A 25,265-nucleotide genomic window follows, 5' to 3' on the forward strand; every position below is an offset into this window, starting at 1 on the left:
GCCATGGATCCGTCAACGCCCTTCATCCGTAGGCCGGTGGCAACGACGCTGTTGACGTTCGGGCTTGCGGCGGCCGGCATTGTCGCGTTCTTCAAGCTGCCGGTGTCGCCGCTGCCGCAGGTGGATTTCCCGACCATCTCGGTGCAGGCGACGCTGCCCGGCGCCAGCCCGCAGGATGTCGCGACCACGGTCGCAAGTCCGCTCGAGCGACATCTCGGCCAGATCGCCGACGTCACCGAGATGACGTCGTCGAGCTCGGTGGGCGCGACCCGCATCACGCTGCAGTTCGGGCTGAACCGCGACATCAACGGTGCGGCGCGCGACGTGCAGGCCGCGATCAATGCGGCGCGGGCCGACCTGCCGACCAGCCTGCGCAGCAATCCGACCTACCGCAAGGTCAACCCGGCCGACGCGCCGATCCTGATCCTGACGCTGACGTCGGATACGCTGACGCGCGGCGATCTCTACGACGCCGCCTCCACGGTGCTGGCGCAGAAGCTGTCGCAGGTCGAGGGCATCGGCGAGGTCGTGGTCGGCGGCAGCTCGCTGCCGGCCGTGCGCGTCGATCTGATCCCGCAGGCGCTCTACAAATACGGCATCGGTCTGGAAGACGTCCGCGCGGCGCTGTCGAGCGCCAACGCCCACAGCCCGAAGGGCGGCATCGACGTCGGCGACCAGCGCTACCAGGTCTACGCCAACGACCAGGCCAACAAGGCTGGCGACTACAAGTCGCTGATCGTGGCCTACCGCAATGGCGCGCCGGTTCATCTCTCCGACGTCGGCGAGGTGGCCGACGGCGTCGAGAATTTGCGCAATGCCGGTCTCGCGAACGGCAAGCCGGCGGTGCTGATCATCCTCTACCGGCAGCCGAACGCCAACATCATCAGTACCGTCGACCTCGTGAAGGGGGTGATGCCGCAGCTGCAGGCGTCAGTCTCGCCGGCGATCGATATAGGCTTTGCGGTCGACCGTTCGACCACCATCCGCACCTCGCTCCGGGACGTCGAACGAACCCTGGTTCTGGCGGTGCTGCTGGTCATCATCGTGGTGTTCGCCTTCCTGCGCAATGCGCGGGCCACCTTCATTCCGGTGGTGGCGGTCTCGGTGTCGCTGGTTGCGACCTTCGGGACGATGTACCTGTTCGGCTACAGCCTCGACAACCTCTCCCTGATGGCGCTGACGGTCGCGACCGGCTTCGTGGTCGACGACGCCATCGTGGTGCTGGAGAACGTCACCCGCTACATCGAGCAGGGGCTGAGCCCGCTCGAGGCGGCGCTGAAGGGCGCCAACGAGGTCGGCTTCACCGTGCTGTCGATGAGCATCTCGCTGATCGCGGTGTTCATCCCGATCCTGCTGATGGCCGGCATCGTCGGGCGGCTGTTCCGCGAGTTCGCGATGGTGATCTCGATCTCGATCCTGATCTCGCTCGCGGTCTCGCTGGCGACCACGCCGATGATGTGCGCCGTGCTGCTCAAGCCCGACGCCGGCAACCATGGCCGGCTCTATTGGGCGAGCGAGCGCTTCTTCGAGGCGATGCTAAATTTCTACCGCAGAACGCTGACCGCGGCGTTGGCGCATCCGCTGTCGGTGATGCTGATCCTGGCGGCGGTGTTCGGCCTCAACTTCTATCTCTACGACGTGATCCCGAAGGGCTTCTTCCCGCAGCAGGACACCGGCCGGCTGGTCGGCTCGATCCAGGCTGACCAGAGCGTGTCGTTCCAGCTGATGCAGCAGAAGCTCGCGCGGTTCGTCGGCATCATCAAGCGCGATCCGGCGGTTGAGACGGCGGTCGGCTTCACCGGCGGCGGGCAGACCAATTCCGGCTTCGTGTTCGTCTCGCTTCGTCCGCTTGATGAGCGCAAGATCGGCGCCGACGGCGTGATCGCGCGGCTGCGCCGCGAGATGTCGGTGGTGCCGGGCGCGAGCCTGTTCCTGCAGGCGGTGCAGGACATCCGGGTCGGGGGCAGGGCCTCGAACGCGCAGTATCAGTACACGCTGCAGGGATCGACGCTGGAGGAGCTCAATGAATGGACGCCGAAGATCGCGGCGGCCCTGCAGCGCGATCCTGATCTCGCCGACGTCAACAGCGACCAGCAGAACAAGGGCCTGGAATCCGATCTCGTGATCGACCGCGACGCCGCGGCCCGGCTCGGCATCACGGTGAGCCAGATCGACAACACCCTCTACGACGCCTTCGGCCAGCGGCAGGTGTCGACGATCTATGTCGCGCGCAACCAGTATCACGTCATCATGGAGGTCGCGCCGCGCTACTGGCAGAACCCGGAGACGCTGAAGGACGTCTATATCAGCACGTCCGGCGGATCGGTCGGCGGCTCGCAATCGACCAACGCGGTGGCAGGCACGGTCGTCGCCCCAGGCAACTCCAGCGCGGCCAGTGCAGCCAACGCCCAGGCCGCGCGCAACCAGGCCACCAACTCGATCGGTTCGACCGGGAAGGGCGTTGCCTCGACCGGATCGGCCGTCTCCACCAGCAGCGAGACCATGATCCCGCTGTCGGAAGTTGCAGCATTCAAGCAGGGCGCGACGCCGCTTGCGGTCAATCACCAGGGTCTGTTGGTCGCCAACACCATCTCGTTCAACCTGCCGCCGAACGTGTCGCTGAGCACGGCGGTCGGCAGCATCGAGGCGACCATGAACCGGATTGGGGTCCCGGCCACGATCCGCGGCACCTTCCAGGGTACCGCCAAGGCGTTCCAGGACTCGCTGAGCAACCAGCCGTTCCTGATCCTGGCCGCGCTGGTGGCGATCTACATCGTGCTGGGCGTGCTCTACGAGAGCTACATCCACCCGCTGACCATCTTGTCCACATTGCCCTCGGCGGGTGTGGGCGCCTTGCTGGCGCTGATGGCATTCAAGACCGAGTTCAGTATCATGGCGCTGATCGGCGTCATCCTGCTGATCGGCATTGTGAAGAAGAACGCCATCATGATGATCGACTTTGCGCTGGAGGCGGAACGCAGGCGCGGGCTGGAGCCGCTCGAGGCGATCCGGGAGGCCTGCCTGCTGCGCTTCCGCCCCATCATGATGACGACGATGGCCGCGCTGCTCGGGGCGGTGCCGCTGGCGATCGGCATGGGCGACGGCGGCGAGCTGCGGCAGCCGCTCGGCATCGCCATCGTCGGTGGCCTGATCTTGAGCCAGGTCCTCACGCTCTACACGACGCCGGTTATCTACCTCTATCTCGACCGGTTCCGCCTGTGGGCCCAGCGCGCGCGCCGCGGCGGCGCGATGCGGACGCCGGGCTCCTCACTTCAACCGGGCGAGTAAATGCCGACAGGTACAGCGTTGCGAAATCTTCAGTTGATGCGCAAGCCGATCCGGTTTCTGCGCGTGGCGGCGTTCGGCGGCCTCAGCCTCGGTCTGTCCGGCTGTATTCCCGGGGCGGAGAAGCCGGAGCTCAGCCTCGAAGTGCCGGCGAGTTACAAGACTGCGGCCAAAGGCGATGCCGACGCGGCTGTTCCGGCGCTCGCCTGGTGGCGCGGCTTCCGCTCGCCCGAGCTGACCGGGCTGATGGAGTCCGCGCAGCTCTACAATCTCGACATCGCGGTGGCGATCGCCCAGATCGTGCAGGCCGACGCCCAGGTCGGCGTGTCCGGCGCCGCGCTGCTGCCGTCCATCTCCGGATCGGCGAATGCCGAGCGTCAGCGCGTGGCAACGGGATCCAGTTCGTCGTTCGGCACCAGCGGTACCTTCTCGCAGTACAGCCTGGGGCTGAGCGCAAGCTACATCGTCGATTTCTGGGGCAAGAACCGCGCGACGCTGTCGGCCTCCGAGGAGAGCGCGACCGTCGCGCGCTACAATCGCGAGGTGGTCGCGCTGACCACGATGGCGACGGTCGCCAACACCTATTTCCAGCTGCTGGCGGCGCAGGACCAGATCAAGGTCACCCGCCGCAACCTCGCGGCGGCCGAGCGCATCCTTGCGCTGATCAAGTCGCAATTTGCGGGCGGCACCGCTTCGCAGCTGGATCTGTCGCAGCAGGAGGCGCTGGTCGCCGCGCAGCGCGCGGCGATCCCGCCGCTCGAGGTAACGGTCGGGCAGAACACCGCGGCGCTCGCCGTGCTGGTGGCGCGCGCGCCGGCCGATTTCAAGGTGCGCGGCGGGTCCACCACGCAGATCGCGGTGCCGCGCGTCACGCCGGGACTGCCGTCGGAATTGCTCTACCAGCGGCCTGACGTCCGCGAGGCCGAGGCGCAGCTGGCGTCGTCCAATTTCAGCGTCGACGCGGCGCGCGCGGCATTCTTTCCGCAGATCCAGCTGACCGGCACTACCGGCTTCCAGAGCGCGGCGCTCGCCGCGCTGTTCGCGCCCGGCGCCTGGTACTACACGCTCGCCGCCGGGCTGACCCAGCCGCTGTTCGACGGCTTCCTGCTGGAGAGCCAGCTCAAGCTCGCCAAGGGGCAGCAGCTGCAAAACCTGCAGGCCTATCGCAAGGCGGTGCTGTCGGCCTTCGCCGATGTCGAAAAGGCGCTGATCGCGTTGCAGAAGTACACATTGCAGGAGCGCCTGCAGTCCGACGTCGTCGCCGCCTCGCGCAAGGCGTTCGAGGTCGCCGAGACGCAGCTGCGCGGCGGCACGGTCAACCTGATCACGGTGCTGCAGGCGCAGCAGACGCTGTTCACTGCCGAGAACAATCTGGTCACGGTCAGGCTCAACAAGCTGCTCGCGGCGAGCAGCCTGTTCCAGGCGCTCGGCGGCGGCTGGACGCCCGCCGGTACGCTGGCGGCGGCAGTGCCATGAGGTCAGCCATGCAGCGTTTCGCGACACTCCTCGTTGCCCTCGTCATCGGGCTCGGCGCATCGACCGGCGCGTCCCGCCCGCAGCAGCGGCCACCGAACAGCGTTCCGCTCGCCTTCGGCATGAGCGCCGACCAGGCCAGCCGGTCGCTCGGCGTTCCCCTGAATTACGTGCGCGGCACGCCGGGCAATGAATTGTTCGTCGCGCTGCCCAATGTCAGGGGCAGCGTGCTGTCGAGGCGCAGCGACGGGCTCTATCTGCAATTCGGCAAGGGACGCCTGATCGCCTGGAAGGGCGACTGGGGCCCCCTTCCGCAATGAGGGTTCTGGCCATGATCGCCATGAGAGGATTGATCGCCTGCGCCGCCATCGCGCTGAGCGTAGCCGCGGCGTCGGCCCAGCAGCGGCCGCTGCGCTATGGCAGCACCGGCGGCGCGTATTTCGACGGCAGGGACGACGACCGCGATTTTCGCAGCAACGGCTATTTCCCCGGCAATTTCGCGGCCGATCCCTTCAGCGCGGGGTTCGGCGCGGCCGGCCTGTTCGGCTCGACGCCATATCACTCCGCGCGGCCGTATCCGTCGCAGGTGGTGTTTGGCGCACCGTGTCAGGATTGCCGTCCGCAGCGCACACGCCGGCACCGCGGCAGGCACGAGTAAGGCGCTTCGCAGAGGCTTGATGCCTCTAGGCCTTGCGCAAGAGCTCGTCGATGATGCGCGGCTTCATCCAGCCGGCCTTGTCGATGATTTCGTTGCGCAGGGTGTCCTTTTCCATCTCGTATTGTTCGTGCGGGATATCCCGGCCGCCGGTCGCGGTGATCCCGAATGTCTCGAGCAGAGCGTTGTGCCGCGCCTTCCACGCGATCACATGCTCGGTGATGACTTGCGTCACGGATGGAAGGAAGCCGGGATGGCCTGCCAGGCCGCATGACGCCGTGGTCTGCGGATCTCCTGCCAGCATGATCACGTTCCACTCGTCGTAGCCGATCAGCCCCATCTGCGCGTAGAGAAACGCGCCATGCGGTCCATCCCAGATCTTCTGGTCGATGACCAGGAACGGCACCGCGTGGCAGTGGCCGTGCCGCGCCGTCATGTCGCGGTTGAAGGTCTCGGTGCGGTCTTGCAATCGCCTGTTGGCCGCCGCGAACACGGCAAGGCGATTGTCTGCCGTCGGCACGATGCTGGCTTCGTCAGCAGGCGCGAAGCCTGCATCGCGCAGCATCGACCCGATCAGCGGGTGATCCCACTGCTGCTTGTGAAAAGCGGGCGTCGCGCCCTCGGCGCCCGGCGCCGGACGCACGGTCTCCTTGAGCTCGCCCAAGGCTGTCTCTTGGGCCGTCTCTTGGGTCGTCTCTTGCCTCTTTCCAAAAATTGGCCTGCGCCCGAACATCGCGTGCCGCTCCTGCCAAGCAGTCGGCACAAGCATCGCAAAGGACGCCCAGAACTTTCTTAAACGGTCAGGCTTGGCGGGCAGCGATCGATCAACAGCATGACGCAGTCGTTAAAGCGAACCGGACAAATCAATCGAATTTGCTGAAATTGGCGGCATTAGCTGGCGGCGGCGCTTGTCGATTTGTCGAGCGCCGGGCTGACGCGGGCGAACCGCACCACGAAGCGGGTGCCCTTGTGGCCGGGGTCGCGCTCGACGCTGGCATCGAGCTTGGCTGCCATCGCGCTGACGATCCGCTGGCCCATGCCGGTGCCGCGCGGATCGGCCGTGTCGGAAAAGCCGACCCCGTCGTCGCTGATCGCGAGCTGCAGATCGTCGCCTTGCGGCTTCAGCTCGACATGTATCGGGCCGGCGCCGTCGGGATAGGCGTATTTCACGGCGTTCATCACCAGCTCGTTGACGATGATGCCGATCGCGACCGCGCGGTCGGGATCGATCTCGATCGGGTCGGCCTTCAAGGTCAGCCGCGACATCTTGTTGCCTTCGGCCGATCGCCGGAGATCCTCGAGCAGCGCCTCGAGATACTGGTTGAGCATCACCGTCTTGAAGTCGTGCGAGGTGTAGAGGCGGCGGTGCACCTGTGCGACGGCCGCGACGCGCCCCATCGCGTTGGTGAGCGCGGCCTTCACATCCTGCTGGCTCGCGGAGTTGGCCTGCAGATGCAGCAACGAGGCGATGATCTGCAGCGAATTGCCGACGCGATGGTTGACCTCGCGGAGCAGAACCTCACGCTCCGCGGCGAGCGCGGCATAGCGGTCGCGCGAGGCGTGCACCTCGGCCTCGGCTTCGTCGCGCGCCTTCTGGAGCGCGGCCTGCCGGATCGCGCCGTTCACCGCGACCTGGAGCAGGGGAATGAATTCGCCCCTGACGTCCTTGACCAGATAGTCCGCCGCGCCGGCCTTCAGTGCGGTGACGGCGATCGCCGAATCCTGCGACGCGGTGACGAACACCACCGGCGGAGCGTCCGGTATCTTGAGGATCTGCTCCAGCGTCTCCAGCCCGTCGAGGCCGGGCATATACTGATCGAGCGCGACGACGTCGATGCCGCCCTGGGCGAGCCGATCGAGGCCTTCCTGGCCGCTTGCGGCGTGCACGACCTTGTAGCCTGCGCGCGTCAGCCCGCGTTCGACGAGGCGCGCCAGCGCCGCGTCGTCGTCGATGTAGAGCAGTGTCGGCGTTGCGCTGGTCATACGGCAGCCGGCGGCACCTGAATCACGGAAAAGAACAGGCCAAGCTGACGAATGGCGTTGGCGAAGCTTTCGTAGTTCACCGGCTTGGTGATGTAGACGTTGCAACCCAGCTCGTAGCAACGCTTGATCTCCTGGGAGTCGTCGGTCGTGGTCAGCACGACCACCGGCGTCGACTTGAGATATTTGTTCTCCTTGACCCGCCTCAGAATATCGATGCCGGTCATGTCGGGCAGATTGAGATCGAGCAGGATCAGCAGGGCCTGGCCCTTGCGCTCGACGGCGCTGCCATCCTTGCCGAACAGGTAGTTGACCGCCTCTGTACCGTTGGTGAACGGGATGATCTCATTGTTGACACCCGAGCGCCGGATATTCCGCTCAATCAGGCGGGCATGGCCCTCGTCGTCTTCGATCATGATGATGGTGACTGGATCACTCATGTCACTTTGTCCCGGTTCTTGCCTGACCAATTGATAGGCAGCGTGATCGTGAAGGTGCTGCCGTTGTGAAGTTCCGATGCTACCGACATGGTGCCGCCCAGTCTGCGCACAAGTGCGCGGACATGGGCAAGCCCGATGCCCTGACCGGGCTTGTCCTGGGTTCCGGCCCGACGGAACAAATCGAAGATGCGCTGGTGGTCCTTCGGATCGATGCCGCGGCCGTTGTCGGTGACCTCGAAGATCGCGAAGCCGAGCTTGGTGCGGCCCTCGATCGAAATCTCGCCGGGAACGCCGTTCCTGAGGTACTTGAGGGCGTTGTCGATCAGATTGGAGAAAATCTGCTCCAGCGCGAGGCGGTCGCTGACGATATTGGGCAGCGCGCCGACCTCGACGGTCGCGTTGGCCTCGACGGCCTGGTGAGCCATCGTCTTGACGATGCCGTCGATCAGCTCGCGCAGATCGATGCGTTCGGGCTTGAACTCGCGGCGGCCCTCGCGGGTGAGATTGAGGATCGCACTGATCAGGCGATCCATCTTGGCGATCGACGATTTGATGAAGCCGAGCGATTCATTGAAGTCGTCGGATAGCTGCTTGTCGGAGCCTTCGAGCTCTGGCTCGGCCACATCGGTCGCGTCTTCCGGCATCGCCGGCGCCAGCGAGGCGGCGCGATTGAGCGTGGCGATCCGCTTGAAGATGTCGCCGCGCAGTTCCTCGAGCTCGCTGGTGAAGCCCATGATGTTGACCAGCGGCGAGCGCAGATCGTGGCTGACGATATAGGCGAAGCGCTGGATTTCCTCGTTGGCCTCGCGCAGGTCGGAGGTGCGCTCGTCAACGATGGTTTCGAGATTGACGTTGCTGTCGCGCAACCTGGCCTCAGCCTCGTCGCGCGCCCGCGACGATCGCCGCAGCAGCACCACCGAGAGAGCGGCGAGCGCCAGCACCATGCAGGAGCCGGCGATCGTGACGGAGGAGGCCAGCACCTGGGTCTTGTCCGCCGTCGCGGTGCGCAGCACCAGCAGACGATCCTCCTCGGTGCGGATGTCGCGGCCGATCCGGGCGATCGCCTCGATTGCATCGGTCGACGTGGCCTTGCGCAGGACGTCGATGCTGGTCGCCGTGTCGTTGTTCTTGACGCGCTCGATGCTGAGCGCGAACTCGGCTAGCCGTTGCTCGACGGCGGCCTTGAGCTTCGCGGCATTGGCGACCTGCGCCGGATTATCCACGGTCATCATCTGGAGATGGTTGAGCGCGGCCGGGACTCCCGCTGCCGCGGACTGGTACTCGGACAGGTATTGTGGTGCTGACGTCAGCAGATATGCCCTGGTCGCGCTTTCGGCGCGCCTGACGTCGAGCAGCAGGTTGGCAATCTGGCTGTCGGTCTCGACGGTGTGAATCACCCAGGCGTTGTCCTCGCGCGCCTTGTTGACCAGCAGGACGGACGCCACGCTGACCGCGACCAGCACGAAAAATCCCGCCGACAGCAGGAGGATCTGTAACGTCGACCGGCGTCGTGAAACGACCGTCACGACGATCTCGCTATGGGAGTGGGATTCAACGCGTCCCCGTGGAAAGCCAATAACCCTATAGTACGTCTGAGGAAGGGCTGGGTTCCACGGAGTTCCGAACTATTTTGCGGCGTCGGACGGCTGACCGGCGAGGTACTGCTCCAGCCAGTGAATGTGGTAGTCGCCCTCGATGATGTCGGGCTCGCGCACCAGCGCGCGGAACAGCGGCAGCGTCGTCTCGATCCCGTCGACCACCATCTCGTCCAGCGCCCGGCGCAGCCGCATCAGGCACTCGCCGCGGGTCTTGCCGTGCACGATCAGCTTGCCGACCAGCGAGTCGTAATAGGGCGGGATCACATAGCCCTGATAGACGGCGGAATCGATCCGCACGCCGAGGCCGCCGGGCGGATGGAATTGCGTGATCCGTCCGGGCGAGGGACGGAAGGTCTGCGGGTTCTCCGCATTGATGCGACACTCGATGGCGTGGCCGATGATCGCGATGTCGTCCTGCTTGGCCGGAAGGTCGCCGCCGGCGGCGATCCGGATCTGCTCCAGCACGAGATCGATATCGGTGATGCTTTCGGTGACGGGATGCTCGACCTGGATGCGCGTGTTCATTTCGATGAAATAGAACTCGCCGTCCTCGTAGAGGAATTCGATGGTGCCGACGCCGAGATATTTCATGTCCCGCATCGCCTTGGCGCAGGTCTCGCCGATCCTGGCGCGCGCCGCCGCCGCGAGCACGGGCGAGGGGCCTTCCTCCCAGACCTTCTGGTGACGGCGTTGCAGCGAGCAGTCGCGCTCGCCGAGATGGATGGCGCCGCCGCGGCCGTCGCCGAGAATCTGGATCTCGATGTGGCGCGGCTTCTGCAGGTATTTCTCCAGGTAGACCGAGGCGTCGCCGAACGCCGACTTGGCCTCGTTGGCCGCGGTCGAGAGCGCGAGCGCGAGGTCAGCCTCGGTATGGGCGACCTTCATGCCGCGGCCGCCGCCGCCGGCCGCCGCCTTGACCAGCACCGGGAATCCGATGTCTCTGCCGATCGCGAGCGCGTCGGCGTCCGAGGTCACCGCGCCGTCCGAGCCGGGCACCACGGGAATGCCGAGGCGCTTGGCGGTCTTCTTGGCTTCGATCTTGTCGCCCATCAGTCGGATGTGCTCGGCCTTCGGTCCGATGAAGCCCAGATTGTGGTCGGCGAGGATCTCGGCGAAGCGCGCGTTCTCAGACAGGAAGCCGTAGCCGGGATGCACGGCGTCGGCGCCGGTGATCTCGCAGGCCGCGAGCAGCGCCGGCACGTTGAGATAGGAATCCTTCGACGGCGGCGGGCCAATGCACACGCTCTCGTCGGCGAGCCGCACATGCATGGCGTCGGCGTCGGCGGTGGAATGCACCGCGACGGTCGAGATGCCGAGCTCCTTGCAGGCGCGCAGCACGCGAAGCGCGATCTCGCCGCGATTGGCTATGAGGATCTTGTCGAACATCGCAGCGCCTGGTGTTGACGGAAGCTATTCAATGATGACGAGCGGCTCGCCGAATTCGACCGGCTGGCCGTCCTCGACGAGAATCTGCGTCACGGTGCCCGCGCGCGGCGACGGGATCTGGTTCATCGTCTTCATCGCCTCGATGATCAGAAGCGTCTGGCCGGCGGAGACCTTGGTGCCGACTTCAATGAACGGCTTGGCGCCCGGCTCGGGCGCCCAATAGGCGGTGCCGACCATCGGCGACGGCACGGCGCCCGGGTGCTTGGCGAGATCGGTCGCAGCCGCAGCCACCGGGACGGCAATGGCGGCCGGTGCGGCAACGCCCGCCACGGAGGCGGCGGGCACCGAGGCCGCGATGCTGATGTTGCGCGCGACGCGGACACGCAGGCCGGCACGCTCGATCTCGATCTCGGTCAGATTGGTTTCCGCAAGCAGCAGCGCGAGTTCGCGAATGAGGGCGCTGTCGTCGCTCTTGGAGTCGTTCTTTTTTGCGGTTGATTTGTCGTCTGGCTGGCGCGCCATGCTCTGTGATCCAAAATCTTTGTCTGGTGACGGGGAACGTCAGGATTGACGATTAAGTCTTTGGCTTGGCGTCGATCTTGACGCCGATCCTGGTGGCGAGGCCGATGATCGCAAGCCGGTAGCCGTCGATGCCGAAGCCGCAAAGTGACGCGAAGGCGGCTTTAGCAGTGAACGAGTGGTGTCGGAAGCTTTCGCGGGCGTGGATGTTGCTGACGTGAACTTCGACCGCGGGGATCTTGACCGCGATCAGCGCGTCATGCAGCGCGATCGAGGTATGAGAGTAGCCACCGGCGTTGATGATGATGCCGACCGCCTTCTTGGCGTGGGCCTCATGGATGAAGTCGATCAGTTCGCCCTCGCGGTTGGACTGCCGGCAGTCGGCGCTCAGCCCGAACTGGCGCGCGGTGTCCGCGCACAGCTTCTCGACATCGGCGAGGGTGGCATGGCCGTAGGTCTCCGGCTCGCGCGTCCCCAGCAGATTGAGGTTCGGGCCGTTCAGCACATAGATCGTTCCGGCAGCAGCCATTCCAGAGTTTCCTGCCAAGAGTTCCGGCCAAAGGTTCCGAGAGGGGGTCCGACAAGGGGTGGAGTGGGCCGGGTTATAGGTAACAACCGGCCGAAGGGGAAGTCTTTAGGTGAAATCAGAACGTCTTCAACAACTTCCTCCACCCTGTTAGATGACTGTCCTAACCTGCGGAAAATGCTGATTAACCAAATCTTGCGGAAGCTGCCCTTGGCGGGCGCTCCGGCCCGCCATCCACTGCGTGATGCGGGGTGCGGCCGAAAGCAAGACCCCGCCCCGAAGGGGGCGGGGTCGAGATGAAGGCGAGGGCCCGTTTGGGCGCCCTCGCACCGAGGCCGGTTTAGCCCTCGATGATGTAGACGATCTCATGGGTCTCAGGCTGCACGATCACGTAGCGGCCCTTGACCAGGATGAACTGATAGCCGCGCCACTGCGGGTAGATCGTCACGACCCGCTCCGGCACCGGGTAGAAGTGAACGTCAGCCGGAACGCGGGTGCCGACCGACACGTTAAAGTTGACGTTGGTGGCTTCGGTCACGTGCTCCGACTTGATCGCGGTCGTGATCTGGCTGCGCTTCTCGGCCGGCGGAGCCGCGGTGGCCGACGTTGCCGCGTTACCGGTCGTGGTCTGCGTGCGGCTCGTGTCGTTGGTCTGCGCGCGGTTGGGGTCGGCCGGGCTCTTGGTCTGAGCGTTCTGGTTGGTCGTGGCACCGGCACCGCTCTTGTCGCGGCCCTCGGCGTTCATCTTGCCGCTCTTGTCACGCTCCTCGGCTTTCATGTTGCCGCTCTTGTCGCGACCTTCGGCCTTCATGTCCTTCGAGCCCTCCTTGGAGCCCTTGGTCGCTTCGTTCTCCGAGCTCATGCCCTTCGACTTTTGGGTACTGTCCTGCGCGCCCTTGGTGGCCGTGCCGGACTTGTCGGACTCCGCACCCTTGGTGCTCGACTCACCGGTCGTCGAATGCTCGGAACCCTTCATGCCGCTCTTGTCATGCTGCATGGTGCCCGATGACGCACCACCGGACGGTGCAGACTGCTGCGTGGTCGCACCACCACCGGCCCCGGTTTCCTTGTTGGCGCCGCCGGCGCCCTGTGCGTTCGCGAAACCGGTGCCGGCGATCAAAGCCGCCGCCGCGACCGAAATCAGAAAGCGGTTAGACATCGCAATTCCTCCTCGTTTTTCAGCATTGCCCGCGCCGACAACGGGAGAGCATGTGCGATGTTCCTGTTGATTTGCGGTTCCTTGCGGTTTGTTCTTGAGGTGAATGCGCGATGAACGCGCGAGATGAATGCGCGGCTGCTTCAACCGCAGGCCCAGTCGAACTCCGCGCCCGCATGATCGAGCTGGCCGTTGCCGCCGCCGAAATTGAAGCCGCCGAAATGCTCTTCGATCTCGAGATTAGGTCGCGCTATATTTTCGGCTTCGCGCGACTTGCGTCGTTGGTGACGGCCCTTGGTTGCGACCCGCGCGGAATCGGTTCGGGTGAAGGCAACAAAAAATCCGGCTGCATCGCAGCCGGATCTTGTACGCGATGAGCGCTGTCGGAGCGGCGATCAGCAGGTCGCCTTGCCGCAGCGGGCGATGCCGATCTTTTCCTTGAGGTTGTCGACGCCGACGGCGCCGATCACGACCTGCTTGCCGATCACGTAGCTCGGCGTGCCATTCATGCCCATGGATTCGGCGAGGCGGAAGTTCTCCTCGATGGTCGCCTTCACCTCGGGGCTCGCCATATCCTTCTCGAGTTTCGCCATGTCGAGACCGACCTCCTTGGCGACCGCCAGCGCGCGCGCCTTGTCGGCGGCGCCGCGGCCGCCGAGCAGCTTCTGGTGGAAATCGAGATACTTCTTGCCGGTCGGATCCTGCATGCGCACGGCGACCGCGACCTGCGCGGCCTCGACCGAGCCCTGGCTCAGCACCGGGAATTCCTTCAGCACGACCTTCAGCTTCGGATCCGCCTTCATCAAATCGAGCATGTCGGACATCGCGCGCTTGCAGTAGCCGCAATTGTAATCGAAGAACTCGACGAAGGTGACGTCGCCGTCCTTGTTGCCGAGCATGACGCCGCGCGGCGAATTGAAGATGGTGTCGGCGTTCTTGGCGACGCTCTGCTCATGCTTCTCGGCTTCGGCGGCGGCCTGCCGCTTGCTCAGCTCGTTCATCGCCTCCTCGAGCACCTCCGGGTGCGCGATCAGATAGTTGCGCACGATGGTCTCGATGTCGCCGCGCTGGGTGTCGGTGAAGCTCTGCGCGGACGCCGGAAGCGGCACGGCGCAAACGCCGAGCGCGAGCAGGGCAGGGGCAAGAAAACGAAGCGCTGGCATGACAAAATCCTTGTTCGCGGTGGCTCAAAAAAACGGCGGGGCCGTGAGCCGGTTTAGGTGATCGTTCTATGGAACTACGGTTTATTTCTAGTTGTTTTTCTGACCCGGCATGGGCTTGGCGCTCACAATGTCGTCAGCTTTGACCCAGCCGGGCGTGCCGATCGCGAACCGCGTCTTGGCGCGTGACGCAAGATCGCGGGCGGTCTTGGTGTCGCCGCGGAGATAGGCGGCCTGCGCCGAGGCGAGGTCGGCCTGGGCATAGTCGCCCTTGCGGCCATAGGCCATCGCGAGCTGGGTATAGCCGAGCGGCGCCTCGGGCTCGCGCGCCACCGCGGCACGCAGCATGTTGATCGCCTCGTCGGTGTAGGCCTTGTTGTCCGAGGCGACCAGCGCCTGGCCGAGCAGCATCTCGATCAACGGCGAATTGCTGGAGAGCTGCACTGCGCGGCGCAGCGGCGCGATGGCTTCGGCCGGCCGGCCGCCTTCGAGCAGCGCCTGGCCGCGCAATTCATGGAAATAGGGATTGTTGGGCTGCACCTGGATCAAGCCGTCGATCTGCGCGATCGCCGAGCGCAGATCGCCGTGCAGATAGGTCGTGATCGCGCGTGCATAGCGCGCCGGCAGGCTGGTGTTGGACAGCGGATAGCGGCGGTAGACCGTGTCCTGCCGCTCCATGAAGCCCGAGATCTTGGCGCGCATCATGTCGTGGCGCAGCTGCAGCGCCGGATCGTCCTTCTTGTCCCAATAGGGGCTGGAGCGCGCCAGTTCCTGTAGCGCGGAGACGCGATCGACCGGCATCGGATGCGACTGCAGATAAGGGTCAGCCCCGCGCGAGGCGAACAGGCTCTCGTCGGTGAAGCGCTTGAACGTCTCGTACATGCCCTTGGCGGATTGTCCGGTCGCATTCAGGAACTTGACGCCGGCGCGGTCGGCGTTCTCTTCCTGCTGGCGTTGATAGGACAATAGCGTGCGCTGAATGACCGCTTGCGGCGCCGAGATCGCCGCGGCGCCGGCGCTGGAGAGACCATTGCCGCCGCCGCGGCCGCCCGCACCCGCGGCAAGCGCGCCGACGCCGAGCAGCATCGCGATGATCATCTGGGTCTGGGCCTGCGCCAGCTGCTCGCGCATCTTGGCGAGATGGCCGCCGGCGAGGTGGCCGGTCTCGTGCGCCAGCACGCCGATGATCTGGTTCGGCGTCTCCGATTGCAGCAGCGCGCCGTAATTGACGAAGATGCGCCGGCCGTCGGCGACGAAGGCGTTGAACGAGCCGTCGTTGATGATCACGATCTGGATGTTCTGCTTCTCCAGACCGGCGGCGCGCAGGATCGGCCTTGTGTATTCGCGCAACAGCTGCTCGGACTCGGTGTCGCGCAGCACCGGCGGGCCTTTTTGCTGGGCTCGCGCAGGGACCACGGGGCCGACCGCGAGCGCAACCGCGGTCATGAGCGCGGTCAGCTTGAAGGTCCTGGTGCGAAGCGCGAGGCGGAACAGCATTGGCGATCTATCGGCGATGACTGGACGCGCCGGCACAAGTCCGTGTTCCGGGCCCGACCGGATCAGGCGCGTGGCGCAGTCTGTTGTTTTTGCAGTTCTTCTTCACGCGAACCGGGTATTCACTAGGCCTGAAAGCGTTATAAGGAGCCACCGAATGCGGCCAGTCTGGGGCGGCAGCCGGTAACGGGAACCCGAATTCGGCAGCGGCCGTGCAATAGCAGAAATCCATGCGTGAAGCGACACCGAGAGACCGTGTAGGCAGCCTGTTGACAGCGTCCGGACGGAGCGATGTTCCGCCGTTCATGGTGATGGACGTGATGGCGGCGGCCGCGCGAATCGAGGCCGCCGGCGGCCATGTCATCCATATGGAGGTGGGGCAGCCTGCCGCAGGCGCGCCGAAGCCGGCGATCGCGGCCGCGCAGGCCGCGCTTGCGGACGGGCGGATCGACTACACCTCGGCGCTCGGCATTCCCTCGCTGCGCGCACGCATCGCCCGGCACTACAGCGACACGTATGGTTGCGCGGTAGACGCTGAGCGCATCATCGTCACGACCGGCTCGTCGGGTGGATTCATCCTGGCGTTTCTTGCGATGTTCGAGCCGGGCGACCGGGTCGCCGTGACCGTGCCGGGTTATCCGCCGTACCGGCATATCCTGACCGCGCTGGGCTGCGAGCCGGTGCTGATCGAAACCTCCGGCGACACCCGCCATGCCCTGACCGGCGAGGCGCTGCTCGCCGCCCATCGCAAGGCGCCGCTGAAGGGCGTGCTGGTCGGCAGCCCTGCCAACCCGACCGGCACCATGATGCCGCGCGAGGCGCTGTCGAGCCTGATGGCGGCCGCCGACAGCGCCGGCATCCGCTTCATCTCCGACGAGATCTATCACGGGCTCGACTACGCCTTCCCTGCGGTGACGGCCGCAGAGCTGTCGTCGAACGCGCTCGTGATCAACTCGTTCTCGAAGTACTTCTGCATGACCGGCTGGCGTGTCGGCTGGATGGTGGTGCCCGACGTGCTGGTGCGGCCGATCGAGCGGCTGCAGCAGAACCTGTCGATCTCGGTGCCGACCCTGTCGCAGATCGCGGCCGAAGCGGCGTTCGAAGGCCGTGAGGAGATGGAGGCGATCAAGCGCGGCTATCAGGAGAACCGCCGCATCCTGATCGAAGGGCTGCCGAAGGCCGGCCTGACCAAATTCCTCCCCGCTGACGGCGCGTTCTACCTCTATGCCGACGTCTCCGACTTCACCTCCGACAGCTTCGCCTTCGCCAGCGAGATGCTCGAGAAGGCGCATGTCGCAGCGACCCCCGGCGTCGATTTCGATCCGATCCACGGCCGCGCCTTCATCCGTCTTTCCTATGCACGCTCGGCGGCAGAGATGCAGGAAGCAGTTGCACGGATCGCGCATTGGCTTAAATAGCCCGCGAACTCCAGGAGCCTTCAAACTCCAAGAGCCATCAAGAGCCTTCCGGCGTTCGCTTTGCCTTTCGGATCGGTTTCGCAGCGCAGTGCCGTGGTTTCGCCGGCACTGTGGCGGGCGGATCATCGCGGATAAGCGGCAGGGCCCACACAGTTCCATTTGACTTGAACCGCCAAGTTGATCTTGGCTGTTTCCGCCATTTCTGAGGGGGAGTGACACATGGCAACGGCAACCGTTGTCACGGCTGCGCCGGCGAGCGCCGGCAGCAAGCCGTGGTATAAAGTTCTCTATGTCCAGGTCCTGATCGCGATCGTGCTCGGCGCATTGGTCGGCTGGTTGTGGCCGGGCCTTGCCACCAACGAGTGGATCAAGGCACTCGGCGACGGCTTCATCAAGCTGATCAAGATGGTGATCGCGCCGATCATCTTCTGCACCGTGGTGTCGGGCATCGCCCATATACAAGATGCCAAGAAGGTCGGCCGCATCGGCGTCAAGGCGCTGGTGTATTTCGAGGTCGTCTCGACCTTCGCGCTGGTGATCGGATTGCTCGTCGGCAATCTGGTCAGGCCGGGTGCCGGCTTCGGCAATGCGGCGGCGAATGCGCAGGCGGTTGCCGGCTATGCCAAGCAGGCGGAGGCGCAGAAGAGCGTCGACTTCGTGCTGCACATCATTCCCGACACCGTGGTCGGTGCATTCGCGCAGGGCGAGATCCTGCAGGTGCTGCTGTTCTCGGTGCTGTTCGGCTTCGCGATCATGGGCCTCGGCGAGCGCGGCCACACCATCCGCTCGTTCATCGACGACGCCGCGCACGCCGTGTTCGGCGTCATCTCGATCGTGATGCGGGCGGCGCCGATCGGCGCGTTCGGCGCGATGGCCTTCACCATCGGCAAGTTCGGCACCGGCGCGATCCTCAACCTGATGGGGCTGATCGCGACATTCTATCTGACCGCCGCGCTGTTCGTGTTCGTGGTGCTCGGCATCATCGCGCGGATCGCGGGGTTCTCGATCTTCAAGTTCCTGGCCTACATCAAGGACGAGCTATTGATCGTGCTCGGCACCTCGTCCTCCGAGAGCGCGCTGCCGTCATTGATGGAGAAGCTCGAACGGCTCGGCTGCTCGAAATCGGTGGTCGGCCTCGTGGTGCCCACGGGCTATTCGTTCAACCTCGACGGCACCAACATCTACATGACGCTGGCGACCCTGTTCATCGCACAGGCGCTGGGCTTCGATCTCACCTTCAGCCAGCAGATCACCATCCTGATCGTGGCGATGCTGACCTCGAAGGGCGCCTCCGGCATCACCGGCGCCGGCTTCATCACCTTGGCGGCGACGCTTGCGGTGGTCGATCCGCGGCTGGTGCCGGGCATGGCGATCGTGCTCGGCATCGACAAGTTCATGAGCGAGTGCCGCGCGCTGACCAATCTGTGCGGCAACGGCGTGGCTTGCGTGATCGTCGCCTGGTGGGAGGGTGAGCTCGACCGCGACAAGCTCAATGCCAATCTCGCCAAACAGGTCGACCCAACCGACATGGAGACCGCGTTGACGACGGACTAGTTCTCCTTAGTTAGAACCGGTCCAGCCGATACGGCGAGGTGTCCACCGCGGATGCCTCGCCGTTCATCGTTTCGGCCAGCACCCGCGCGGTCGCGGGGCCGAGCGTGAAGCCCTGATGGCCGTGGCCGAAATTCACCCACAGCCCGCGATGCCGCGGCACCGGCCCGAGCACCGGCAGCATGTCGGTTGTGCAGGGGCGGGTGCCGAACCACGGTTCGGGCTCGACGCGGCTGCCGATCTCGATCAGCTCGCGCGCCGCCGCTTCGGCGTAGCCGAGCTGGATCGGCGTCGCCGGTGCGTCGGGACTGGTCAGCTCCGCGCCGGTGGTGATGCGGATGCCCTTGGCCATCGGCGCCATCGCGTAGCCATTTGCAGTGTCGACCAGCGGCAGGTCGAGCGAGCGGCCGCCCTGGTAGTGCATGTGGTAGCCGCGCTTGCGTACTAGCGGGATCCGGTAGCCGAACTTGCGCAGCAATTGCGGTGACCACGGGCCGAGCGTGACCACAACGTGGGCGGCATCGATCCGGCCGCCACTGGTGTCGACCGACCAGCCGGACGTCGTCTGCGTCAGCGTCTGCGCATCGCCGCGCAGCAGCGTGCCGCCGAGACGTTCGAACAGTCCGGCATAGGCGGAAACAAGCCCGCCGGGGTCCGACACGGTCCAGGGCCCAAGCCAGTGAATGGCGCCGGGCAGGTCGTCGCGCAGCAACGGCTCCGCCTTGGCGAGCTCGCGGCCATCAAGCACGCGAAACGTCACGCCGAAGTCGCGCTGGTTCTCCTCGGCGATCGCAATGGCCTGTTCGAGCGCGGCCGGGTCGCGATGCAGCAGGCGATAGCCGGCGCGGCGGATCAAATTGTCGGCATGGGCATCGCGGATCAGCGTGTCGTGCTCCGCGGTGGCGTAGGCGATCAGGCGCGCCCACGCGATGGTGGCTTCGCGGTGCCGCTCGGGCGTCGAGTTCCACCAATAGCGCAGCAGCGGGCCGGCATGCTGCGGCAGCGACGCCAGGCGGTAGCGCACGTCGTTGGTGCGCCCCATCGCGATCCGGGCGAGGATGGCGGGATCGCGCGGCATCGGGTAGGGCCGAACCGCTTCGCTCTGAATGATGCCGGCATTGCCGTAGCTGGTTTCGCGGCCCGGTTCCTTGCGGTCGACGAGCGTCACCGACCAGCCGCGGCGCTGCAGATGCAGCGCCGTGCTGACACCCACCATGCCGCCGCCAAGAACGATCGCGCTTTGCATTGGGATCCGTCTCCGTCAGGCTCCGTTGCGCCGGCATCTGACGAACGGATTGCCTGTTCAATAAAAACGCCCGGCGTGAGCCGGGCGTTTTGACTTGCAGGTGGTGCTAGTTGCCGCCGCCGAAGCGGCGCGACCACCAGCCCTTGCGGGCCGGAGCCTCGGCCGCAGCGGCCGGTGCCGGCTCCGGAGCAGCCGCGGCCGGCTCAGGGGCAGCTTCCTCCGGCGGGCTTTGAACCAGCGCCGCTGATGCCTCGGGCTGAGGGGTCGATGCGAAGTTGACCTTTTCGCGCACCGTCGAGCGGCGACGCTGCGCGCGGTCACCTTCGGCAGTGTCCTCGGCGGCAGACGCCGCGGGGGTTTCGGGCTCGGGTGCCGCGACCGGCTCGACAGGCGCGACCTCGGTCGGCTGCCACTCCGGCGGCTCGGCGACCAGTTCGGGCTGCGCCAGCGAGGGAGCCGGCTCCATATCATGGCTATCGAAATCGGCGACTGCGTCGGAGGCCTCCGACGTCGCCGCCGGGCTCAACTCATCGGAGATCGATCCGGCGAGACCGTCATCCGGTCCGCCACTGCCGCGCCGGCGCCGGCCGCCACGGCGTCCGCGGCGCCGCGGACGGCGATCGCCATTGCCGGCCTGGTCGTCGCGGGCAGCGCTCTGCTGCTCGTCGCCTTCGTCCTCATCACCTTCGGCATCGGCGGCCGCAACCGCCTCGGTGCCTTCGGGCAGGACATGCATGAGATCGCCGTCCTCGCGCGGCTGCTGGGCGCCTTCACGCGCCTCGCTGCCGCCACCGCGGCCGCGGCGCCGGCGGCGCCGCTTGCGGCGCTGACCGTCGCCTTCGCCCTCGGCGGAGCCCGATTCATCGCCGGCCGCCCGCTCATCGGCGAGGCCCTCGGTCTCGTCGGTTTCGAGCTCGGCCTCGTATTCGAACAGTTCTTCCTCGTCATCGGCCTCTTCGGCCTGGGCCGGCGCAGCGGCAGCCTGCGCAGCGAGCAGCGCCTTGGCGGCTTCGAGCGTATGCACCTGCTCGCCGCGGTCGATGATGTAGGACTGCTGGCCATGCACCGTGGCGTCCGCGACGATCGACAGCGAAACCCGGAAGGAGTCTTCGAGGTCGCGCAGATGGCCGCGCTTGTGGTTGAGCACGTAGAGCGCGACGTCGGTGCGGGTGCGGACTACCAGATTGTGGGTCGCGCCCTTCATCAGGATTTCCTCGATGCCGCGCAACAGCTGCAGCGCCACCGACGAGACCGAACGGACGTGACCGCTTCCGCCGCATTGCGGGCAGGGCTCCGTCGAGCTTTCGAGCACGCTGGCGCGGATGCGCTGGCGCGACATTTCCAAGAGGCCGAAATGCGAGATGCGGCCGACTTGGATCCGCGCACGGTCCTGGCGCAGGCAGTCGGACAGCTTGCGCTCGACCGCGCGGTTGTTGCGCTTCTCGTCCATGTCGATGAAGTCGATGACGATCAGGCCGGCGAGGTCACGCAGGCGCAATTGGCGCGCGACTTCTTCCGCCGCTTCCAGATTGGTCTTGAGCGCGGTGTCCTCGATATGGTGCTCGCGCGTGGCGCGGCCGGAGTTGACGTCGATCGAGACCAGCGCCTCGGTCTGGTTGATCACGATGTAGCCGCCGGAGCGCAATTGCACGGTCGGCGAGAACATTGCGTCGAGCTGGCTCTCGACGCCCATGCGCGAGAACAGCGGCTGACCGTCGCGATACTGCTTCACCGCGCGCACATTGGCCGGCATCAGCATCTTCATGAAGTCGCGCGCTTCACGGTAGCCGGCTTCGCCGGCCACCTGGATCTCGTCGATCTCCTTGTTGTAGAGGTCGCGGAGCGAGCGCTTGATCAGCGAACCTTCCTCGTAGACCAGCGTCGGCGCCTGCGACTTCAGCGTCAGGTCGCGCACCGTTTCCCACATCCGGATCAGATATTCGAAGTCGCGCTTGATCTCCGGCTTGCTGCGGGAGGCGCCGGCGGTGCGCAGGATGATCCCCATGCCCTCGGGCACGTCGAGATCCTGCACCACTTCCTTCAGCCGCGAACGGTCCTGGGCGGAGGTGATCTTGCGGCTGATGCCGCCGCCGCGCGCGGTGTTGGGCATCAGCACGGCGTAGCGGCCGGCGAGCGACAGATAGGTGGTCAGCGCGGCGCCCTTGTTGCCGCGCTCTTCCTTGACGACCTGCACCAGCATCACCTGCCGGCGCTTGATCACTTCCTGGATCTTGTACTGGCGGCGCGGGCGGAACGGGCGCTCCGGAACCTCCTCGAGCACGTCGTCGCCGCCGACCGACTCGACGACGTCCTCTTCCTCGCCTTCCTCGCCCTCATCCTCTTCGTCATCTTCGCCGGCCTCGTCGCCAGGCCCGGTCTCGGGCGCGACCACCTCGGCGAGCGCGCCATATTCGGCGACCGCGTGTTCATCCGCGGCGGCGTGAAGCTCGTCGGAAGCCACGCGCGGCGCGTCGTCGGCATGCGCGGCGTTTTCCTCGATCTGCTCCTCATGGGCGCGCTCGGGCTCGTGATTGACCTCGATCGTCTCGACGGTCTCAGGCGCGGCCGACGCGGCGGAGGCTTCGACCACCGCAACGACGGGGTCGGAGGGGGCGTCGGCAACCGCCGCCTCGCTCACCTCGGGGGCGTGGTCGTGATCATGGGCATGATCGTGGTCGTGATGGTCGTCGTGACCATGATCGTGGTGGCCATGATCGTCGTAGTCATGATCATGGTGATGCTCATGGTCCTCGTGATGCGCATGATCATGCGCCTCATGCTCGTGGCCTTCGTGGGCGACCACGCCGTGATCGTGGTGCCCGGCATCATGTTCATGATGCTCGGCATCGACGGGATGTTCGTGGGCCTCGATGGTGGGCAGCGCCTGGGTGTCGTTCGCGCCCTCGATCACCTCGCTCTGGACGCGCTCGCCATGGCCGCGGCGACGGGCATTGCGATGGCGCGACCGGCGGCGATGGCCGCGGTTCTCGTGCTCTTCCTCGGCCTCGCGATGGGCGCGCTCGTCGGCCTCGATCAGCGCCTGACGGTCGGCGACCGGGATCTGGTAATAGTCGGGATGGATTTCGCTGAAGGCCAGGAAGCCATGCCGGTTGCCGCCATACTCGATGAAGGCGGCCTGCAGCGACGGCTCTACGCGCGTAACCTTGGCGAGATAAATGTTGCCGCGCAGCTGTTTGCGCTGGGCGGTCTCGAAATCAAACTCTTCGACGCGATTGCCACGGACCACAACGACCCGGGTCTCTTCCGGGTGGGTGGCATCGATCAACATCTTGTTGGGCATTTTGGAGCTCTTGACGGCGGCGGGCGCGGATCATGGCGCGCGCAAACTGCGCCGCCCGGTGACGCGACGGTCCACCTGATTCGGGGGTGAGGGGAAGGCCGAAACGCATCTCGCGGCGCAGCGCCGGACGGGAACTCACCGGGATGATGCGACGGGCGAAGTTTTCACCTCGCGTCAGCGCGATCATTCGGGGGATCCTGGTCGGCAATGCAGTCTGGCGCATTAAGCGTCGGCCCGTCTAAACATGTTGGCGGCGAAAAATACCGCCGTATCTTTTGCTGAAAGCCCCGTCTGGCGCCGAAGCGCCTGCCGGCCATCGCATATCGAGGCCCCAAGGGACCGGATAATCGGTTATGCCGTGTCTCAAACCGTCCCTCTGGCGAGGGAGTGTGCCTGGGACCGGACGCCGCTCGGGCTTGAATCCGCCACTCCGTGTCAGCCGCGCGCGGCGCTGGCTGGGGAGGGACCGGAAAAACACGGCGGGATCTTCGATCGGGAAGGTTCCACCGCTGCACCGGGAGGCTGAACGCGACACAACCGGGAGTACTAGCCGTCAGCACCCCGTACATACGTGGATTGACCGCCGCGTGCAAGGGAAGCGTCACGCCGCCGCAACACTCGGTTCTTTTCGCCGGAGCGTCATTAGGGGGCGATTAACCGTGTGGTTCTAATGCGGTAAGAAGCAGCTGGGAGGCTACGAATCGGGTGGCGAACCGCGCAAAACACCTTGTTTTTCTGGGATGCGGGCTATTTTGCGCCGCAACATCGGTGTTTGCCATTGCCGGCGCCCCGAGCGCCGCTGAGGGCCCGCAGAACAGCCCGCCTGCGCCGGCCGCGAGCTCCCCGAATTTCCCGGTCGCATCCGGCGCCAGGCTCGCCGGCGACGCCAAGCAGACCCGATTCATCCTCGACCTCGACCGCAAGATCGAATTTCGCGCCTTCCCGCTGGCTGACCCCTACCGCGTCGTGGTCGATATCCCGCAGGTCGACTTCCAGCTCGCGGCCGGCACCGGCTCGGCGGGGCGGGGCCTGGTGAAGGCGTTCCGCTATGGCCTCGTGATGCCCGGCGGCTCGCGGATCGTGTTCGACCTGACCGGACCGGTGAAGATCGCGAATTCCTACGTGCTCGACGCCGCCAACGGCCAGCCGCCGCGGCTTGTGCTGGACTTCGAGGAGGTCGACCGCACCAGCTTCGTGCAGTCGCTGGCGCCCGCGAGCCGGCCCGAATCGAAACCGGCGATTTCCGAATCCACCACCGCCACCATTCCGGCCGTCACCTCGGCGGCGCTGCCGCCGGTCGCGGTCACCGACGCGCGCCCGCTGATCGTGATCGATCCCGGTCACGGCGGCATCGACAACGGCACGCAATCCGGCGACCAGACCGAGAAGAACCTGGTGCTCGGCTTTGGCCTTGCCCTGCGCGACCGGATCGAGAAGTCGGGCAAGTATCGGGTGGTCATGACGCGGTCCGACGACACCTTCATCCCGCTCAACGATCGGGTGAAGATCGCGCGCTCCCAGTCCGCGGCGCTGTTCGTCTCGATCCACGCCGACGCCCTGCCGCGCCGCGAGGGCGATGCCCAGGGCGCCACGATCTATACGGTGTCGGACAAGGCCTCCGACGCCGAGGCCGAACGGCTGGCGGAGGCGGAAAACAAGGCCGACGCCATCGGCGGGGTGAACCTGACCGACGAACCGACCGAGGTCGCCGACATCCTGATCGACCTCGCGCAGCGTGAAACCAAGACGTTTTCCAATCGCTTCGCCCGTCTTCTGATGGACGAGATGAAGACCACGGTGCGGATGCACAAGCATCCGCTCAAATCGGCCGGCTTCCGGGTGCTGAAGGCGCCCGACGTGCCGTCCGTGCTGGTCGAGATCGGCTACGTCTCCAACAAGGGGGACCTCGAGCACCTGGTCTCGGAGAGCTGGCGGAACAAGGCGGTCGGCTCGATGGTGCAGGCGATCGACACGTTCTTCGCCAAACGGCTGGCAACTGCCGGGTCGGCAAAGTGAAATCGGCTCGCTGAAAAGCCGGGGCCGTTGCGCCGAAGCCCTAGTTTGGCCACAGCCGCGA

The 25,265-nt window shown here is 65.8% G+C and carries 21 protein-coding genes; 9 read left to right on the top strand and 12 right to left on the bottom strand.

Features of this window, described 5'->3' with window-relative positions; translation table 11 throughout:
- The first annotated feature begins 3 nt into the window (after nucleotides 1-3).
- The 4 genes from ACVMIH_RS05370 to ACVMIH_RS05385 are packed head-to-tail and all read left to right on the top strand — an operon-like array spanning nucleotide 4 to nucleotide 5,416.
- On the top strand, nucleotides 4-3,288 hold the full coding sequence (locus ACVMIH_RS05370; protein WP_057019985.1) for an efflux RND transporter permease subunit: 3,285 nt from the start codon (nucleotides 4-6) through the stop codon (nucleotides 3,286-3,288).
- Nucleotides 3,289-4,761 (top strand): efflux transporter outer membrane subunit, encoded by a 1,473-nt coding sequence (locus ACVMIH_RS05375; RefSeq protein WP_057019986.1) that lies wholly within the window; start codon nucleotides 3,289-3,291, stop codon nucleotides 4,759-4,761.
- Nucleotides 4,762-4,769: 8 nt separating this feature from the next.
- Nucleotides 4,770-5,078, top strand: a complete 309-nt coding sequence (locus ACVMIH_RS05380; RefSeq protein WP_057019987.1) for a hypothetical protein — start codon at nucleotides 4,770-4,772, stop codon at nucleotides 5,076-5,078.
- A gap of 11 nt (nucleotides 5,079-5,089) precedes the next feature.
- Nucleotides 5,090-5,416, top strand: a complete 327-nt coding sequence (locus ACVMIH_RS05385) for a BA14K family protein (RefSeq protein ID WP_245311740.1) — start codon at nucleotides 5,090-5,092, stop codon at nucleotides 5,414-5,416.
- A 25-nt stretch (nucleotides 5,417-5,441) separates the two neighbouring features.
- On the opposite strand, the gene ACVMIH_RS05390 is transcribed toward ACVMIH_RS05385, so the two are convergent.
- The 8 genes from ACVMIH_RS05390 to ACVMIH_RS05425 form a co-directional block, all read right to left on the bottom strand.
- Complete coding sequence (locus tag ACVMIH_RS05390; RefSeq protein ID WP_057019989.1) at nucleotides 5,442-6,077, bottom strand: hypothetical protein; 636 nt, start codon at nucleotides 6,075-6,077, stop codon at nucleotides 5,442-5,444.
- 227 nt (nucleotides 6,078-6,304) lie between these two features.
- Entirely contained in the window at nucleotides 6,305-7,396 is a 1,092-nt protein-coding gene (locus ACVMIH_RS05395; RefSeq protein ID WP_057019990.1) for a sensor histidine kinase, read from the bottom strand.
- On the bottom strand, nucleotides 7,393-7,833 hold the full coding sequence (locus tag ACVMIH_RS05400) for a response regulator (RefSeq protein WP_057019991.1): 441 nt from the start codon (nucleotides 7,831-7,833) through the stop codon (nucleotides 7,393-7,395). Before ACVMIH_RS05400 ends, ACVMIH_RS05395 begins: the two co-directional genes overlap by 4 nt.
- Nucleotides 7,830-9,359 carry a sensor histidine kinase gene (locus ACVMIH_RS05405; RefSeq protein ID WP_456860942.1) on the bottom strand — a complete coding sequence of 510 codons (1,530 nt, stop codon included), beginning with the start codon at nucleotides 9,357-9,359 and terminating at the stop codon, nucleotides 7,830-7,832. The genes ACVMIH_RS05400 and ACVMIH_RS05405 overlap by 4 nt, the downstream gene beginning before the upstream one ends.
- 99 nt (nucleotides 9,360-9,458) lie before the next feature.
- Nucleotides 9,459-10,817: an acetyl-CoA carboxylase biotin carboxylase subunit gene (accC, locus tag ACVMIH_RS05410; protein ID WP_456860944.1), complete on the bottom strand. Its 1,359-nt coding sequence runs from the start codon at nucleotides 10,815-10,817 to the stop codon at nucleotides 9,459-9,461.
- Nucleotides 10,818-10,841: 24 nt separating this feature from the next.
- Entirely contained in the window at nucleotides 10,842-11,339 is a 498-nt protein-coding gene (accB, locus tag ACVMIH_RS05415; protein ID WP_057019993.1) for an acetyl-CoA carboxylase biotin carboxyl carrier protein, read from the bottom strand.
- A gap of 52 nt (nucleotides 11,340-11,391) precedes the next feature.
- Nucleotides 11,392-11,865: a type II 3-dehydroquinate dehydratase gene (aroQ, locus tag ACVMIH_RS05420; RefSeq protein ID WP_057019994.1), complete on the bottom strand. Its 474-nt coding sequence runs from the start codon at nucleotides 11,863-11,865 to the stop codon at nucleotides 11,392-11,394.
- Between the two features lie 337 nt (nucleotides 11,866-12,202).
- A complete protein-coding gene (locus ACVMIH_RS05425) occupies nucleotides 12,203-13,021 on the bottom strand; it encodes a DUF1236 domain-containing protein (protein ID WP_057019995.1) in 819 nt (272 codons plus the stop codon).
- A gap of 110 nt (nucleotides 13,022-13,131) precedes the next feature.
- Between ACVMIH_RS05425 and ACVMIH_RS05430 the strand changes: the two genes are divergently transcribed.
- A complete protein-coding gene (locus tag ACVMIH_RS05430) occupies nucleotides 13,132-13,395 on the top strand; it encodes a hypothetical protein (protein ID WP_456860946.1) in 264 nt (87 codons plus the stop codon).
- Nucleotides 13,396-13,413: 18 nt separating this feature from the next.
- On the opposite strand, the gene ACVMIH_RS05435 is transcribed toward ACVMIH_RS05430, so the two are convergent.
- Together ACVMIH_RS05435 and ACVMIH_RS05440 are read right to left on the bottom strand one after the other, a co-directional pair.
- Nucleotides 13,414-14,181: a DsbA family protein gene (locus ACVMIH_RS05435; protein ID WP_456860948.1), complete on the bottom strand. Its 768-nt coding sequence runs from the start codon at nucleotides 14,179-14,181 to the stop codon at nucleotides 13,414-13,416.
- Between the two features lie 87 nt (nucleotides 14,182-14,268).
- Nucleotides 14,269-15,675: a M48 family metalloprotease gene (locus tag ACVMIH_RS05440; RefSeq protein WP_057019998.1), complete on the bottom strand. Its 1,407-nt coding sequence runs from the start codon at nucleotides 15,673-15,675 to the stop codon at nucleotides 14,269-14,271.
- A gap of 227 nt (nucleotides 15,676-15,902) precedes the next feature.
- Here ACVMIH_RS05440 and ACVMIH_RS05445 point away from each other — a divergent pair, with 227 nt between their 5' ends.
- Nucleotides 15,903-17,090, top strand: a complete 1,188-nt coding sequence (locus tag ACVMIH_RS05445) for a pyridoxal phosphate-dependent aminotransferase (RefSeq protein ID WP_456860950.1) — start codon at nucleotides 15,903-15,905, stop codon at nucleotides 17,088-17,090.
- Between the two features lie 219 nt (nucleotides 17,091-17,309).
- Nucleotides 17,310-18,644: a dicarboxylate/amino acid:cation symporter gene (locus ACVMIH_RS05450; protein WP_057020000.1), complete on the top strand. Its 1,335-nt coding sequence runs from the start codon at nucleotides 17,310-17,312 to the stop codon at nucleotides 18,642-18,644.
- Nucleotides 18,645-18,654: 10 nt separating this feature from the next.
- On the opposite strand, the gene ACVMIH_RS05455 is transcribed toward ACVMIH_RS05450, so the two are convergent.
- Together ACVMIH_RS05455 and ACVMIH_RS05460 are read right to left on the bottom strand one after the other, a co-directional pair.
- Complete coding sequence (locus ACVMIH_RS05455) at nucleotides 18,655-19,887, bottom strand: NAD(P)/FAD-dependent oxidoreductase (protein WP_050386559.1); 1,233 nt, start codon at nucleotides 19,885-19,887, stop codon at nucleotides 18,655-18,657.
- Between the two features lie 106 nt (nucleotides 19,888-19,993).
- Entirely contained in the window at nucleotides 19,994-22,525 is a 2,532-nt protein-coding gene (locus ACVMIH_RS05460) for an Rne/Rng family ribonuclease (RefSeq protein ID WP_456860952.1), read from the bottom strand.
- A gap of 21 nt (nucleotides 22,526-22,546) precedes the next feature.
- Here ACVMIH_RS05460 and ACVMIH_RS05465 point away from each other — a divergent pair, with 21 nt between their 5' ends.
- On the top strand, nucleotides 22,547-23,278 hold the full coding sequence (locus ACVMIH_RS05465) for a hypothetical protein (protein WP_199805339.1): 732 nt from the start codon (nucleotides 22,547-22,549) through the stop codon (nucleotides 23,276-23,278).
- A 615-nt stretch (nucleotides 23,279-23,893) separates the two neighbouring features.
- The gene (locus ACVMIH_RS05470) at nucleotides 23,894-25,204 is read left to right on the top strand and encodes an N-acetylmuramoyl-L-alanine amidase (RefSeq protein ID WP_057020002.1); all 1,311 of its coding nucleotides are present in this window, start codon (nucleotides 23,894-23,896) and stop codon (nucleotides 25,202-25,204) included.
- The last annotated feature ends 61 nt before the right edge of the window (nucleotides 25,205-25,265 follow it).

The organism is Bradyrhizobium sp. USDA 4503 (assembly GCF_054055815.1).